Annotated in this window: 12 protein-coding genes; 4 read left to right on the forward strand and 8 right to left on the reverse strand. The window is 72.3% G+C overall.

Annotated features, from left to right (window positions below; all coding sequences use genetic code 11):
- Positions 1-89: 89 nt before the first annotated feature.
- From AB0C25_RS21145 to AB0C25_RS21160, 4 genes are read right to left on the reverse strand one after another with little or no spacing between them, the layout of a single operon-like run.
- A complete protein-coding gene (locus AB0C25_RS21145) occupies positions 90-1301 on the reverse strand; it encodes an ABC transporter permease (protein WP_357375598.1) in 1212 nt (403 codons plus the stop codon).
- Complete coding sequence (locus AB0C25_RS21150; RefSeq protein WP_357376005.1) at positions 1298-1987, reverse strand: ABC transporter ATP-binding protein; 690 nt, start codon at positions 1985-1987, stop codon at positions 1298-1300. Before AB0C25_RS21150 ends, AB0C25_RS21145 begins: the two co-directional genes overlap by 4 nt.
- A 5-nt stretch (positions 1988-1992) precedes the next feature.
- Positions 1993-3126: a peptidoglycan-binding domain-containing protein gene (locus tag AB0C25_RS21155; protein ID WP_357375600.1), complete on the reverse strand. Its 1134-nt coding sequence runs from the start codon at positions 3124-3126 to the stop codon at positions 1993-1995.
- On the reverse strand, positions 3113-3727 hold the full coding sequence (locus tag AB0C25_RS21160) for a hypothetical protein (protein WP_357375602.1): 615 nt from the start codon (positions 3725-3727) through the stop codon (positions 3113-3115). Before AB0C25_RS21160 ends, AB0C25_RS21155 begins: the two co-directional genes overlap by 14 nt.
- 112 nt (positions 3728-3839) lie before the next feature.
- On the opposite strand from AB0C25_RS21160, the gene AB0C25_RS21165 reads away from it, so the two are divergent.
- The 3 genes from AB0C25_RS21165 to AB0C25_RS21175 are packed head-to-tail and all read left to right on the forward strand — an operon-like array spanning position 3840 to position 8018.
- Positions 3840-4541 (forward strand): response regulator transcription factor, encoded by a 702-nt coding sequence (locus tag AB0C25_RS21165; RefSeq protein ID WP_357375604.1) that lies wholly within the window; start codon positions 3840-3842, stop codon positions 4539-4541.
- Positions 4531-6411: a HAMP domain-containing sensor histidine kinase gene (locus tag AB0C25_RS21170; RefSeq protein WP_357375606.1), complete on the forward strand. Its 1881-nt coding sequence runs from the start codon at positions 4531-4533 to the stop codon at positions 6409-6411. The genes AB0C25_RS21165 and AB0C25_RS21170 overlap by 11 nt, the downstream gene beginning before the upstream one ends.
- 11 nt (positions 6412-6422) lie before the next feature.
- A complete protein-coding gene (locus AB0C25_RS21175) occupies positions 6423-8018 on the forward strand; it encodes an NAD(P)/FAD-dependent oxidoreductase (RefSeq protein ID WP_357375608.1) in 1596 nt (531 codons plus the stop codon).
- Positions 8019-8154: 136 nt separating this feature from the next.
- Here the strand turns inward: AB0C25_RS21175 and AB0C25_RS21180 are convergent, their stop codons facing one another.
- On the reverse strand, positions 8155-9735 hold the full coding sequence (locus tag AB0C25_RS21180; RefSeq protein ID WP_357375610.1) for a Rieske 2Fe-2S domain-containing protein: 1581 nt from the start codon (positions 9733-9735) through the stop codon (positions 8155-8157).
- Positions 9736-10025: 290 nt separating this feature from the next.
- Here AB0C25_RS21180 and AB0C25_RS21185 point away from each other — a divergent pair, with 290 nt between their 5' ends.
- Positions 10026-10247: a DUF2631 domain-containing protein gene (locus tag AB0C25_RS21185; protein ID WP_124776315.1), complete on the forward strand. Its 222-nt coding sequence runs from the start codon at positions 10026-10028 to the stop codon at positions 10245-10247.
- 76 nt (positions 10248-10323) lie between these two features.
- On the opposite strand, the gene AB0C25_RS21190 is transcribed toward AB0C25_RS21185, so the two are convergent.
- The 3 genes from AB0C25_RS21190 to AB0C25_RS21200 all read right to left on the reverse strand — a co-directional run bounded on the left by AB0C25_RS21190 (position 10324) and on the right by AB0C25_RS21200 (position 14415).
- Positions 10324-11643 carry a DivIVA domain-containing protein gene (locus AB0C25_RS21190; RefSeq protein ID WP_357375613.1) on the reverse strand — a complete coding sequence of 440 codons (1320 nt, stop codon included), beginning with the start codon at positions 11641-11643 and terminating at the stop codon, positions 10324-10326.
- Positions 11644-11674: 31 nt separating this feature from the next.
- Positions 11675-12832, reverse strand: coding sequence for a 23S rRNA (adenine(2503)-C(2))-methyltransferase RlmN (gene rlmN, locus AB0C25_RS21195; RefSeq protein ID WP_357250332.1), 1158 nt, complete (start codon positions 12830-12832; stop codon positions 11675-11677).
- A gap of 104 nt (positions 12833-12936) precedes the next feature.
- Complete coding sequence (locus AB0C25_RS21200; RefSeq protein ID WP_357375615.1) at positions 12937-14415, reverse strand: phosphatidate cytidylyltransferase; 1479 nt, start codon at positions 14413-14415, stop codon at positions 12937-12939.
- Between the last annotated feature and the right edge of the window lie 276 nt (positions 14416-14691).

The following is a 14691-nucleotide window of genomic DNA, read 5'->3' on the forward strand; positions in this document are numbered from 1 at the left end:
CGCCTAACCACCGCCACACCACGACCCATCCCACGCCGCTTCGCGACGCGGGATGCTGCCGCGTGTCTACGCACGGTTCGATTTTCGAGTTAGGGGGTGGATAGGGCTTCGGTGGGGGTTAGTCGGACGGCTCGGATGGACGGGTAGACACCGGCTGCCACACCGACCAGGAGGGCGCCGGCGATTCCTCCGGCCACCGCCGTCAGCGGGATCGTCGGCGGCCAGCCCTGATAGCTGGCGTAGCCGACCGTGGCGAGCACTCCGAGGGCCGCCCCCGCCGTACCGCCGAGCACGCTGAGCAGCACCGACTCGGTGAGGAACTGCACCCGGATCTGGCCACGGTTCGCGCCGAGCGCCCGCCGCAGGCCGATCTCCCGACGGCGCTCAAGCACCGAGATGACCATCGTGTTGGCCACCCCGATCCCGCCGACCAGCAGGGCGACCGCCGCCAGGCCGAGGAACAGCGCGGAGAAGCTGTTCTCGGTGGCCCGCTTGGCGGCGAGCGCGTCGGAGGGGCGGCTGACCTGCACCAGCCCGGGAAGCTGCGGGTTGAGGGTGGCCGGCAGCACCGCGCGGACGTCCTCCAGGGCGTCCTCCCGAGCCCGCAGGTAGACGACAGTGGGATGACCGTCGAAGCCGAGCATGGCCGTGGCGGCCTCCCAACCGACAAGCACCGAGCGGTCGAGATCCGGGGAGAGCGGCAGCGGGTCCAGGATGCCGATCACGGTGAACCACCGCTCGCCGATGAACACCTGGGGCGGCTGCCCCGGATCCACCGTGTCGAACCCGAGCCGGCTCGCCGCGACGTACCCGAGGACGGCGGTCGGAAGCCCAGCCGTGCCCACGTCGAGGGACCGGCCGCTGCGGACCCGGCCGTTGACCGTCTCCAACAGGCCGGGCCGGGACGCGAGCACGGTGAGCCCGGCGGTGTCGTACCTGTCCACCAGGTCGTTGCGGCGTACCACCGTGTGGGTGTTCGCGACAGCGCTCGCGGCCAGGACCGGGCCGATCCGCTTCGCCATGGCGGCGGCGTCCGCAGGCAGCTGCACCTGCGGATTCTGGTCCGGTACCGGCTCGGCGCGCAGCAGGTTGGTGCCGAGGGCGGAGAGCTGGTTCATCAGGTCACGTTGGCTGGACGCCGGGATGCCCACGACGACGACAAGCGTGGCGATGCCGATGGAGATGCCCAGGGCGGAGAGGACCGCCCGCATCCGGCGGGTGGTGATCCCGAGCAGGCCGAGCCGGAGTACGTCGGCGGGGGCGAGTCGGGTCGGCCGGCCAGCGCCCGGGGCGGCGCTCATGCCCGGCCCCCGGCACCGGTGTCGGAGACGACCCGGCCGTCGCGGATCTCCACCTGCCGAGGCGTACGGGCGGCGAGATCACGGTCGTGGGTGATCACGGCGATGGTGGTGCCCTCCGCGTTGAGGTTCGTGAGCAGGGTCAGCACCGCCTCCCCGTTGACCGTGTCGAGGGCGCCGGTGGGCTCGTCGGCCAGCACCAGCGCGGGCTCGTTGACGAGTGCCCGAGCGATCGCCACCCGCTGCCGCTCCCCGCCGGAGAGCTGGTTGGGCAGGTGGCCGACCCGGTGCGCCAGGCCGACCCGGGCCAGCGCCTCGATCGCGGTACGGCGGCGGCGACGGCGGGGCACCCCGGCGTAGAGCAGGCCGGTGGCGACGTTCTCGGCGGCGTCCAACCCGTCGGTGAGATGGAACTGCTGGAAGACGAAACCGAGCCAGCGACCCCGCAGCGCGGAGAGCCGACGGTCGGACAGGGCGGTGACCTCCTGCCCGGCCACGCGTACGCGGCCACGTGTCGGCAGGTCGAGGGTGCCCATGATGTTCAGCAGCGTGGACTTGCCGGACCCGGACGGCCCGACGATGGCGAGCATCTCGCCAGCGCGCACGGTCAGGGAGACGTCATCCAGCGCGGTCACCCCGCCGGGGTACGTCCTACTGACTCCCTCGACGTTCAGCACCGGCTCGGCGATGGCGATCACGATGCCGTCACCACGTCGAGGCCCTCGGTCACACCGGTGCCGCTGATCTCGACCAGACCCCGGGCGAACATCCCGGTCTCCACGGCCACCAGCCCACCGTCGGGCAGTTGCAGCGCGTGCCCGCCCTCGCGGAGTGCCACCAGCGCGCCGACCGGCACCGCGAGCACCCCCTTGTGGACGGCGGTGGTGAACCGGACCTGCACCGCGGCGGCGTCCAGCTTGGCCACGTCCGCAGCCCGGGTCGGAGCGACGAGGACGTCCACCGTCGGCGGGCTGCCCTGCCCCGTGCCGCCGTCCGGGCCACCGCCGCGGACCGTCTGCGAGATCGAGGCGACCTTGGCCGGGATCTCCGAGCTGTCCGGCAGGGCGACGACCACGGCGGCGCCGACCGTGATGGTGCCGACCTCGGTGGCCCCGACCGGTACGGTGACCAGCTTGACCTTCTCGGTGACGGCCAGCAGCTCACCGTCGACCGGGTCACCGGGCAGCGCCCGCACCGCGCTGACCCGGGCCGGCCCGGTCAGCACCGCGACCTGCCCGGCCCCGATCGTGCCGGAGGGCTCCAGGCCGAGGGCCTGCTGCCACTTCTTGATCGCGGCGACGAGGCTCGCGGTGAGCAGGGCCTGCCCCGTGCCGATCCTCGTGCCGTCGGCGCTCCGGGACGGCTGCGAGCCGGTCTGGTAGCCCAGCGCCCTCAGGTTGTCCGACACGATCCGTACGTCGCTGCCCACCAGTCCAGGCTTGTCGAGGGTGCGAAAGAGCGGAGTCCCGCCGAACAGCACCGGCACCGGTCGGTCGTTGACCCAGTAGAGCGGCTTGCCCCGGGCCACCGCGTCGCCCACCTTCGGCAGCCGGGTGACGACGCCCTCCCCGGCACCCTTCACCGGCCGCTCCGGACCGTAGCCGAGCGTGCCGTTGAGCGAACGGGTGTCGGACAGGTCGGCCCGGGTCACCGTCGTCGTGGTCACCGACGGCGGGGCGCTCGCCACGTCGTCGTCGGCGTGCCGCCGCAGCGCCAGCACCCCGACGCCGGCGCCGACGGCGGTCACCAGGGTCACCGTCGCCACCACGATCGCGGTACGCCGGGTGGTGCGCCGGCCGGGACCGTCGCTCGGGCTACTTCTTGGCACCGAAGATCTCCATCGTGCATTCCCGCTCGGCCTTGTCCATCGCGGGACCGTCAAGACCGCCCGTCGGGTCGGCGACCCCGTCGTCGTAGGTCCAGCCGGAGCCGTCCGGCAGTGAGTGGATCTTCAGGCCGCGCCCGCGCAGGCACTGGACGTAGTCGTTCCACTGGCTCACGTAGTTCGGATTCTTCTCCGGGTCCAGCTCCGGCGGCTGGAGCGGCAGCTTGTTGGCGCACGCCACGTACGCCGCCTTCGGCTCCCCACTCTGGTCGAGGGACAGGCCCGTGCCGTCCCCCACCGGGCCGGGCTGTGACCGGCCGTCGTTCAGCTTCACGCCGTTGTCGTGCAGGCAGATGTTGTACGTCCCCCAGAGCTGCTCCTCCTCCTCGTCGGTCATGTCCAGGCGCAGCTGCGGCCGACCGTTGGCGGCGCCCCCGGCGGGGGTCGCGCTGGCCGAGGCCGACGGGGTGGTGAGCGAGGCGACGTCACCGCTGGCGGTGCCCTTGTCGGCGCTTGACGCTCCGCCGCCGCAGCCGGTGAGGGCGACGGCGAGGACTGTGATCGCGGCGAGCCCGGCCGCGAGCCGATGGGTTGGGTTGGTCATGGCGTGGAGCTTCACGCCGATCTGTCAGAGACCTGTCAGGAACCGGTCGTCATCCGGTAGTCCCAGCTCAGCGGCACCGCCGGACCGGCCGGGGCCACGTACAGTCGCTGCCGTGTGTGCGTACGTGCTGGTAGCCGAGGACGACCAGAAGCAGGCCGAGTTGGCGCGCCGGTATCTGGAACGCGAGGGACACGAGGTGCTCGTGGTGGCCGACGGGCGGGCCGCGCTGGAGCAGATCCGGCAACGGCCGCCGGCCCTGCTGGTCCTCGACGTGATGATGCCGAAGGTCGACGGCCTGGACGTCTGTCGCATCCTGCGCCAGGAGTCCGACCTGCCGGTGCTCATGCTGACCGCCCGGTCGACCGAGGACGACCTGCTGCTCGGCCTCGACCTGGGCGCCGACGACTACATGACGAAGCCGTACAGCCCACGTGAGCTGGTCGCCCGGGCCCGCAGCCTGTTACGTCGGGGCCAACGGACGCAGCGGCAGGCGGACCCGGTGCTGCGGGTCGGCGCCGTGCACGTCGACCCGGTGCGCCACGAGGTACGCAGCGACGGACGCCTCGTCGACTGCACACCTGGCGAGTTCCAGCTGCTCCAGGCGATGGCCGCCCAGCCCGCCCGGGCGTTCACCCGTGATCAGCTCCTGGGTCACCTGCACGGGTTCGACAGGTACATCACCAGCCGGACCGTCGACATGCACGTCATGAACCTCCGCCGGAAGATCGAGCCGAACCCGCGCAAGCCGGCCCGGCTGGTGACCGTGTACGGCGTCGGATACAAGTTGGTCGAAGAGTCGTCCCGTGTCGCGTGAGGTGCCGCTGCGCCGCAGTCTGCTGCTCCGGCTGCTGGCGCTGGCCGTCCTCATCGCCGTCGGCTCGATCGCGGCGACCGCGTGGCTGGCCGTGCGCACCACCACCGGAGCGATCCGGCAGGAGCAGGGCCAGGCGCTCGCCGACGACACGCGCATCTACGACACCCTGCTCGCGTACGGGGCGACGCACCCGACCTGGGACGGGGTCGACACGGTCGTTCGGCCGCTCGCGCAGGACGTCGGCCGGCGGATCGCGTTGACCACCGACACCGGTGCGCCGATCGCGGACTCGGCACCCGGCGCGGGCCCGTTGCCGACGACGTCGTCCGCGACGGTCGACGCGCTCGCCGTCGACACCGCCCTGATGCCCGGGACCACCCCGCCGGGCGGCGGTGACGGCGGCACCAGCCGCATCGACCCGCGCACCGCCGGGCCGTACCTGCTCCCGCCGGAGGAGCGCGCGGCGCTGCGGTCCCGGGCGGTCCAGGCGGTGCAGTGCCTGCGGGGTCGGGGGCAGATCGAGGCCACGGCCGTGGACGGCCCCACCGGCCGACCACGCATCGAGACCCCCGGCACCGACCTCGCCGACACCGGCCTGTGCATCCAGCCGAGGGAGGACCTCGCGACACGCACGCCCACCGAGGGCAGGGCGCTCGCCCAGCTCAACGCCCTGGTGAACACCTGCCTGGCACGGCGGCGCCTGCCCGCCGTCCAGGTGGACCTGAACTGGACCTGGACGAGGCGGTCGGCGGCCAGCGCACCCGACTCCCGGAGCGCCGCCAGCGTCGACCAGGAGCACAACCGTGCGATCAGCGCCTGCGTCGGCACCAGTCGACGCGAGCAACTCCTGCCGTACGTCGCCCCGGCCGCGACCCTCTTCGTCACCGACCCAGGCGGTCGCCCCTCCACCACCTTCGACCTCTCCCGGGCCAACCAGACCCGCATCGTCGCGGTCGCCGGTCTCGTCCTGCTGGTGACGATCGGCTTCACCGTCCTCGCCGGCATCCGGCTGACCCGCCCGCTGCACGCCCTGACCGGGGCGGCCCAGCGGATGCGCGACGGCGACGGCGCAGCCCGGGTCCGGGTGACCGGCCGCGACGAGATCGCCCGGCTGGCCGAGGTCTTCAACGACATGGCCGAACGGCGGGAACGGCTGGAGCAGCTACGCCGCGCCATGGTGAGCGACATCGCCCACGAGATGCGGACACCGGTGAGCAACATCCGTGGCTGGCTCGAAGCGGTCGAGGACGGCGTCGCGGCCCCCGACCGCCGGTTGCTCTCCTCCCTCCTGGAGGAGGCCACCCTGCTCCAACATGTGATCACCGATCTGCAGGACCTGGCCCAGGCCGACGCCGGTGCGCTGCGGCTGCACCGCGAGCAGGTCTACCTCGCCGACCTGCTGGCCCAGGTGGCGGAGGCGTACCGGGTCCAGGCGGACCGGGCCGGCGTCGCCATTCTGCTGCGGACCGACGCCGACCCGCAGGTGGACGCCGACCCGGTGCGGCTGCGCCAGGCCGTCGGCAACCTGGTCGGCAACGCGGTACGACACACCCCGCCGGGCGGGCGCGTGACGATCAGCGCCGACGCGACGGACACCGAGGTCGTCATCACCGTCACCGACACCGGCAGCGGTATCAGCGCCGAGGACCTGCCCCGGGTGTTCGACCGCTTCTGGCGGGCGGACAAGTCCCGGAGTCGGCAGACCGGCGGCAGCGGCCTGGGCCTCGCCATCGTGCGCAAACTCGTCGAGGCCCACCGGGGCACGATCGGTGTCACCAGCACCCCCAACCAGGGCTCCACCTTCACTCTCCACCTCCCCCACCTCCTGGGCGGTGACGGAAGGGGTGCCCCGGACGGCGGCGCGGACTAGGCTGCCGCGGCATGAGCAGTGAGATTCCCGCCCGCGCCGATGTGGTGATCGTCGGCGCCGGGCACAACGGTCTGGTCTCCGCCGTGCTGCTGGCCCGCGCCGGCCTGGACGTCCTGGTGCTGGAGGCCACCGACGTGATCGGCGGCGCGGCCCGCACCGAGGCCCCGTTCCCGAAGGTGCCGGGGCTGCGGCACTCCACCGGCTCGTACCTGCTCGGGCTGATGCCCCCGGAACTGCTCGCCACGCTCGACGTACGGATCCCGGTGCTGCGCCGCGACCCGCACTACTTCCTACCCACGCCGGGTGGCCTCGGCTCGCCGTACCTGCTCTTCGGCAGTGACACCGCCGCCACCCGGGCGCAGCTCGCGGAGTTCTTCTCCCCCGCCGACGTGGCCGCCGACGACGCCATGCAGGCCGAGTTGGCGGCACTTCGCGAAGACCTCGCCCCGGCCTGGCTGGCGGAGCCGCTGACCGCCGAGGAGACCGCCGAACGGCACGTGCGCCCAGCGCTGCGGCAGGTCTTCGTCGACCTCGTACGGGGCTCGGTCGCCGACTACCTGGCCCGGTTCGAGTTCCGCTCCGAGCTGCTGGTCAGCATGTACGCGGTCACCGACGGCCTGTCCGGGCTCAACGCCGGCCCGGACGACCCCGGCACCGGTCACAACTTCCTCGTGCACAACATGTGCAGACTGCCCGGCTCCGGCGGCACCTGGATGATCGCCGAGGGTGGGATGGGCACCGTCTCCCGGACGTTCGCCGAGGCCGCACGTGCCGCCGGAGCGACGATTCTGACCGGTACGCCGGTGCGCGCGGTAACCCTGGACGGCGGCGCGGCCAGCGGAGTGGTGTTGGCCGACGGTCGGCAGGTCGCCGCCCGGGTGGTGCTCGGCGCGTGTGACCCGTACCGGCTGATGGACCTGTTGCCCGACGGCGCGCTCCCGGCGCCACTCGGCCAACGGATGGCGGCGGTCCGCCGCCCCGGCACCACCCTCAAGCTCAACCTGGCGCTCAGCGGGCTGCCGCGGTTCTCCTGCCTGCCGGACGGTACGCCGAGCCCGTTCGGCTCGACCATCCACCTGCTGCCCGGGTCCGCGTCGCTGGTCGGCGGGGACGCCACCTCGCCGATGACCGCGCTGCGCGACATGTGGGCGGACGTGCGGGCCGGGCGGCTGCCGGCGGAGCCCACGATCGAGTGGTACCTGCACACCACCGTCGACCCGTCGCTCTCCGACGCCGCCGGGCACCACTCGTCGGCGCTGTTCGTCCAGTCGGTCCCGTACGAGCTGGCCGGCACCACCTGGGACGCGGAACTGCCCGGCTACGTCGACCGGCTGATCGAGATCGTCGAACGGTACGCGCCCGGCACCGGTGACCTGATCGCCGACGCGGTGCCGCTCCCGCCGCCCGGCATCGAGGCGCACTTCGGCATCACCGGCGGGCACATCCACCACGTCGACAACACCGTCTCGTTCACCGACCGGATGCCCTACGCAACCGGCATCGACGGCGTGTACGCGGGCAGCGCCGGCTGCCACCCAGCCGGCAGCGTCATCGGCGCAGCCGGCCACAACGCAGCCCGCCGCATCCTGTCCGACCTAACCCCCTAACGCCCCCCACCCCCGCCCCGCCCGAGGCGGTTGATCATGAGGTTATTGTCACGACACGCCGGGGCGGTCGGCTATAACTCCATGATCAACGGGGTGAGGGGTGCGGCGGGGTGTGGCGGGGTGCGGGGGGGCGGGGTTAGATCGCGGCCTCGCCGGCTGGGGCCGGGGTTTCCGCGTCTACGCGGTGGGCTCGCACCTTGTGGCCCACGCTCGTCAGGCAGCGGCCGCTGGGCAGGTCGAACTTCCAGCCGTGCAGCTGGCAGGTGAGCTGGTCACCCTCGACGATGCCGAACCGGGTCAGGTCCGCCTTCAGGTGCGGGCAGCGCCGCTGCACCACCCAGTCGCCAAGCGTGATGTCCTCGGCGTCGGTGCTGCGCTCGTGCTCGTCGTACCAGCCCTCGGCGTACTGGAGTCGCTCCTCGGAGAGGCACTTGAAGAACGCGTAGACGAACTCGTTGTACTGGCCGATCCGGGCCGCCGAGAACCGGCAGGACAGGAAGAGCGAGTTGACCCAGTCCACCTCGTCGATGAAGAGCAGGTGCTCGATCAGCGACCGCTCGGTCCGGAACCGGTAGCGGACCTTCTCGTCCGCGTACGGCCGGACCTCCTTGCCGGGGAAGTCCACCACGATGGATTCGACGCTCGCGCCGTCGTAGCCCACCAGGTCGAAGCGGACCGGACCGCCGACCCCCTTGGCCAGGTAGATCGACTCGTCGAGCAGCGGCTCGATGCGACGCTTCATCTCGCCCAGCACGTCCACCTCGGGGTGCCGCCAGGACTCCTTCTCCGCCTCGATGATCGGGCGCTTACGCTCCCGCATCTCCTCCAGGTGGGCGACCTTGTTCGCGAAGAACTCCTCGACCGGCACCGGGTGGGTGGTGCTCGCGCCCTTGGCGGTGACCTCGGCGACGCTGCCCGGCAGCAACACGATGCCGTTGGTGCCGCCGACCTTGGCGTACTCCGAGAGGAAGACGGACTGGTCGGGGAAGATGTTGCCCTCGTCGCCGTGGATGTCGTTGAACTGCCACAACGCGTCGTCGAGGAAGCACGGCGGGCCGGCGATCGGGAAGACGTGGTCGGCCTTCAGGTCGTCGATGTAGCGCCACGTCCGGTCGAACTGCCGATCCCGCTTCTGCTTGCCGAACGCGGTCTTCGCCGACTGCGGCAACTCGTAGACCATCGGGTACCAGATCGCGCCGGAGAACTGGAGCAGGTGCGCGTGCACGTGCCCCAGCTCGGCGAAGACGCTCAGGTCGGTGGGGCGGGCGTCGTTCTGGTTGAGCAGCCGCACCCCGTCGTACTCGACCCAGAGCGAGGAGTCACCGATCGGCCCGTCGGTCGGGCTGGTCAACGCCTGAATCATGATCTTCAGGCCGCCGGGTAGCTCCACCACCTGCTCGTTGGGCGTCCTCAGGAACTTCGTGAAGCCCAGCGCCCGGAACTCGTCCTCCATCTCCGAGGTCGGGAACTCGGGGAGCAGGACCGTCGCGTCCTTCGAGACGAAATCCCGCAGGTGCTTCGCGTCGAAGTGGTCCCGGTGCAGGTGGGAGACGTACAGGTAGTCGACCTGGCCCAGGCTGCCCCAGTCGAGCAGGGAATTGTCCGGGAACGGGAACCACGACGCGAAGTAGGCCGGGTTGACCCACGGGTCGCACAGGATGCTGCCCGCGGCCGTGTCGATCCGCATGCTGGCGTGCCCGGTTCCGGTCACTCGCACCGCACAGTCCCCCTCAAACAGACAATCAGGTGTACGCCAAACGCTACCGGAGTGGGTCGGACCGCCGCCCCGCGACGCCGGTAGTGCCGTTCGACCAGCCGCGAAGGGCTCAGACGACCGGCGCACCGCCCGTCCGGGCGCGGTCGACGCCGTCCCGCACCGCCGCGCCGGCGCGGGGCCGCGCACCACCCGTTCAGGAGCGGGGGGATCTTCTGGTCGGACCCTGCGCCGGGGCCGGTACGAGGCGTGCCAGACTAACCAAAGATCCGATCGCGAGGGAAGGACCGACAGTGGCAGGAAGCGAGCCGGTAACGTCGCCAGACCAGCACAAGCCCGGGCACCGCAAGGCCGGGCAGATCGGCGCCGTGCTCTCCGCACTGGCGCTGCTGGCGATGATCTGCGGCAACCACGAGGGCAAGGTCGAGGACATCTGGCTGATCGGCCTGGCCGCGCTGCTGCTGATCATCGTGATCGGCGACATCGTGCTGCGGCGCAATGGTCTGCGCTCCTGACCCGACCCGCACCGGACGACAACGCCGAGGGCCCGCCCCCACCCGGGGGACGGGCCCTCGTCCGTACGTGTCGGGGTCAGCGCCCGAAGAGGATGTCCTGTACGTCCTTGAGCGCCGCGTCGACCTCAGCCTCGAAGTAGCCACCGGGCACCAGGCCGAACCGGAGCGTGTCCAGGTCCTTCGGGTCGACAGGCATCGGGTTGCGACGCTGCATGCCGCCGAGCAGGGTGTCGAAGAACCGGTCCACCTGGTCCGGGTCGTACCCGCTGCCGAACCGGCGCACCTGGAAGCTCCGGCGGATCTGGTCGACCCGGTAGAGATCGCTGCCGGGCGGGCCAGCCATCGGCGGGCCAACCATCGGCGGGCCACCCATCGGCGGACCGGCCACGGCGGGCGGACCGGCCATCGGAGGCCCACCGATACCCGGCTGCGCCAGCGGAGGCGGACCGGCAGGGCCTCGGCGCATGTCGCGCAGGTCCCGCTCCGGCATCCGGATCTCCGCGGTCATGTCGGTACGCCCGTGCCGCCCGGCCTCGAAGCCGTCGAAGCGCGGCTCCTCCGGGGGATAGCCGCCGGGCGAACGCTTGTCGTCCGGACCGTAGCCGCCGGGAGAGCGGTGATCGTCCTGGCCGTACCCACCGGGCGCGCGGTGATCGTCCGGGCCATAGCCACCGGGAGAGCGCTGGTCGTCCGGGCCGTAGCCACCGGGAGAGCGCTGGTCGTCCGGACCGTAGCCACCGGGAGAGCGCTGGTCGTCCGGACCGTAGCCGCCGGGCGCGCGCTGGTCGTCGGGGCCGTAACCACTGGGGCCGGCGGGCAGGCCGCGCGGCGGAACACCATGGCCCGCCATCGGGCCGGGACCCATCGCCGCGCCGGGACCCATCGGACCGCCAGGGCCCATCGGACCGGGGCCGGCCGGGCCTCGCGGCGCGTCGTAGCCGCCCCGGGGGGCGTCGTACCCACCGGCGAAGGCACCGGTCGGCTCGTCGTAGCGGCCGTAGCGATCGGCGGGCGGCCCAGCCTGCGCGGGCATCGGGCGCGGCGGCATCGGCTGCGGGACCATGCCCCGGTCATCGCGCATCGGCGGCCCCATGCGGTCCGGTGGACCCATCCGGTCACCCATCCGGGGGTCGCCACCGCGACCGGCGCCGGTGCGCTCCTCAAGCTCGGCCAACTGCCGCTCGACCCGGTCCAGGTGCAGGTCGACCTGCCACTCGTCGTAGCCGTTGAAGCGGACCCGGAAGACGACGTCGTGGACCTCCTGGGAGGCCACCGGCGCGCCGACCTGGCGGCCGTCGAGCGTCGCCTCGACCCGGTCGAGGAAGGCATCCACCTCGTCGACCTTGTATCCCCGGCGGAGCGCCTTGCGCCGGAAACGCTGACCCTGACTCGCCACTATGTCTCCTGGTCTCGTTCGCTACGCCCGGTCACGCCGGTGCCTCTCCGGCGCGGTCGGTGAAGGTGTCGTTGTCCTCGGCGGCGGCGAGTTGACCACACGCGCCGTCGATCTCGCGACCTCGGGTGTCCCGTACGGTGGTGGACACCCCGGCATCGCGCAACCGCCGGACGAACTCCCGCTCAACCGGCTTCGGGCTCGCGTCCCAGCGGCTGCCCGGCGTCGGATTGAGCGGGATGAGGTTCACGTGGGTCAATTTGCCGGCCAGCAGCCGCCCGAGGAGGTCGGCTCGCCACGGCTGGTCGTTCACGTCCCTGATCATCGCGTACTCGATCGACACGCGACGGCCCGTTCGGGCGGCGTAGTCCCACGCCGCGTCCAGCACCTCGGCTACCTTCCAGCGCTGGTTCACCGGCACGAGTTCGTCGCGCAGATCATCATCGGGCGCGTGCAACGACAGCGCAAGGGTCACTGAGAGGTCTTCGCTGGCCAGTCGGCGGATGGCCGGAACCAGGCCGACCGTGGAAACGGTGATGTGCCGCTGGGACAGGCCGAGCCCCTCCGGAGCTGGGCTGACCAGGCGGCGGATCGCCCCGATGACCCGGTTGTAGTTGGCCAGCGGCTCGCCCATGCCCATGAACACGACACGCGACAGCCGCGGCGGGGAGCCGACCACCGCACCGGAGGCCGCCACGCCGGCCATGTACACGGCCTGGTCGACGATCTCGGCGGTGGACAGGTTGCGGGTCAGCCCGGCCTGGCCGGTCGCGCAGAACGGGCAGGCCATCCCGCAGCCCGCCTGGCTGGAGATGCAGACGGTCACCCGGTCTGGATAGCCCATCAGCACGCTCTCCACCAGAGCGCCGTCGTGCAGCCGCCAGAGCGCCTTACGGGTCGCGCCGTCGTCGCAGGCCAGCTCGCGCACCGGGGTGAGCAGGGTGGGCATGAGCTGCTCGGACAGCCGCTCCCGGGTCGCCGCGGGCAGGTCGGTCATGGCCTGCGGGTCGCGGACCAGCCGCCCGAAGTAGTGATTCGAGATTTGCTTGGCGCGGAACGCGGGCTCACCCAGCTCGGTGACCAGCGCCTGGCGGCCGGCCAGGTCCAGGTCGGCGAGGTGCTTCGGCGGCATGGAGGCCCGGCGCGCGGCGGGGGCGTCCGAGATGGCGGGGATCAACGGCAGGCTCGTCATGGCTGGTCCAGTGTGTCACGCCCTCGGCGGCAGGTGCCGGTCCGGAGGTGTCGAACGGGCCGCCGCCGCCGGAGCCGGATGACCAGGACGCCGTGATTCATACCTCAGTTCACCACCGGCACGAAGATCGCCAGGAGCAGGTACGCGGTCGGCACCGCGAACAGGATCGAGTCCAGTCGGTCCATCAGCCCGCCGTGGCCGGGCAGCAGGTTGCTCATGTCCTTGACACCGAGATCCCGCTTGATCATCGACTCGGCCAGGTCGCCGAGGACCGCCGCGCAGGAGATGGCCACCCCGAACAGGGCACCCCACCAGGGCTCCAGGTCGAACATCAGCCACAGCAGCAGCGCGCTGCCCACGGCCGCGGCGGTGACCGAACCGGCGAAACCCTCCCAGGACTTCTTCGGGCTGATCGACGGCGCCATCGGGTGGCGACCGAACGAGACGCCGGCCGCGTAACCGCCGGTGTCGGAGAGGACCACCGCGATCAGGGTGGCCAGGATCCGCATCCAACCGTCGTCGGGCGCCGCCGCGAGCAGCGCCGCGAAACCGGCGAGGAACGGCACGTAGACGGCGATCAGGGTGGCCGCGGTGACATCCCGCTGGAAGCCGGCCGGACCGTCACCCAGCCGCCAGATCATGGTGCCGAGCACGGTGACCAGCAGTCCGAGACTGAGCGCATCTGGACCGGCGAACCAGGCCAGACCCACGGTCAGCACCCCGCCGGCGATCAACGGCACCAGCGGCGGGTGCGCGCCACTGCGGCGGACCGCCCGGGCCATCTCCCAGCTGCCGACAGCGACGGCGGCGGCGATCACCGGCAGGAACGCCAACGGGTAGAAGATCAGCGGCACCACGATCAGCGCGCCGAGACCGAGCCCCACGCCGATCGCCGCCGGCAGGTTACGGCCGGCCCGCCCGTTGCCCACCTGCTGGGTGGCCGGTCGGTCGACGCTGGCCCGGCGTCGGCCCTTCGGCCGTCGGCCACCCGGCGGATCCGGCTCGGTCGCCGGCGGCAGGTCCGGTGCCACCTCGGCCCCGATGGGCGCGAGCTGCGCGGTCGGGAAACCGGCGGCGTCGTCGTAACGGACCGGCCCGGCGAACGACTGCGGGCCGTCGTACCGGCCAGGCTCGTCGCGCCGGCCAGGCTCGTCGCGCCGGCCAGGCTCGTCGCGCCGGCCGGGCTCGTCGCGCCGCTCCGGGTCACCGGGGTGGGCCGGGGCGCCGCCCGGGCCGGCGGGCGGACGATCGCCGTACCGGCCGGCGCGACCCCGGTCGTCGTACCTGTCGGGTTGGTTCCGGTCGTCGTCGTACCGGTCGCGGTCGTCGAAACGGTCGTGCCGGTCGCGGTCGTCGAAGCGGTCGTCCGGGCGGACCGCGCGGCCACGCTCGTCGTACGGGTCCGTCGGGTGCGGGTCGGCGTGTGGCCGGGTGCGCGGGTCGGCGTACAGCTCAGGGCCGGCGGCGGGTCGGCGGTGCCGCTGGCCGGCGTCCAGGTCCTGCTCGGGCCAGGGCAGTGCCACTGGGAGCTCCGGGCGGTCCCAGCCGCGAGGCTCGCTGCCGTAGGGGTCGGGGTGGGACATCACGCACCGCGACGGGGCGCGAGAACCACCACATGACGCAAGACCACAAGCATCCCCTACACGTGCGATGTTCCTCCGATTGACCGCCCCGACGGTCGGTCGATCCCCGGTGTTCACCGCCCGGTGGCCGGGAATCCTGCCGAGCCTACTGCACCCGCCGGACCGGCACGGCGGACGAGGCATGGCGACCGGCGTCGCCCCTGGCCGGCAGGCCGTCGCGGACCGAAACCCACCCATCCGGTACGCGGATCCGCAGCCATCGATCCGACTCGTGCG

It is taken from the genome of Micromonospora sp. NPDC048839 (assembly GCF_040649915.1).
Lineage (GTDB): Bacteria > Actinomycetota > Actinomycetes > Mycobacteriales > Micromonosporaceae > Micromonospora.

Coding starts and splice junctions, on each gene's coding strand:
- AB0C25_RS21145 (WP_357375598.1), bottom strand. CDS start 1,301: ATGAGCGCCGCCCCGGGCGCTGGCCGGCCGACCCGACTCGCCCCCGCC.
- AB0C25_RS21160 (WP_357375602.1), bottom strand. CDS start 3,727: ATGACCAACCCAACCCATCGGCTCGCGGCCGGGCTCGCCGCGATCACA.
- AB0C25_RS21175 (WP_357375608.1), top strand. CDS start 6,423: ATGAGCAGTGAGATTCCCGCCCGCGCCGATGTGGTGATCGTCGGCGCC.
- rlmN (WP_357250332.1), bottom strand. CDS start 12,832: ATGACGAGCCTGCCGTTGATCCCCGCCATCTCGGACGCCCCCGCCGCG.
- AB0C25_RS21200 (WP_357375615.1), bottom strand. CDS start 14,415: ATGTCCCACCCCGACCCCTACGGCAGCGAGCCTCGCGGCTGGGACCGC.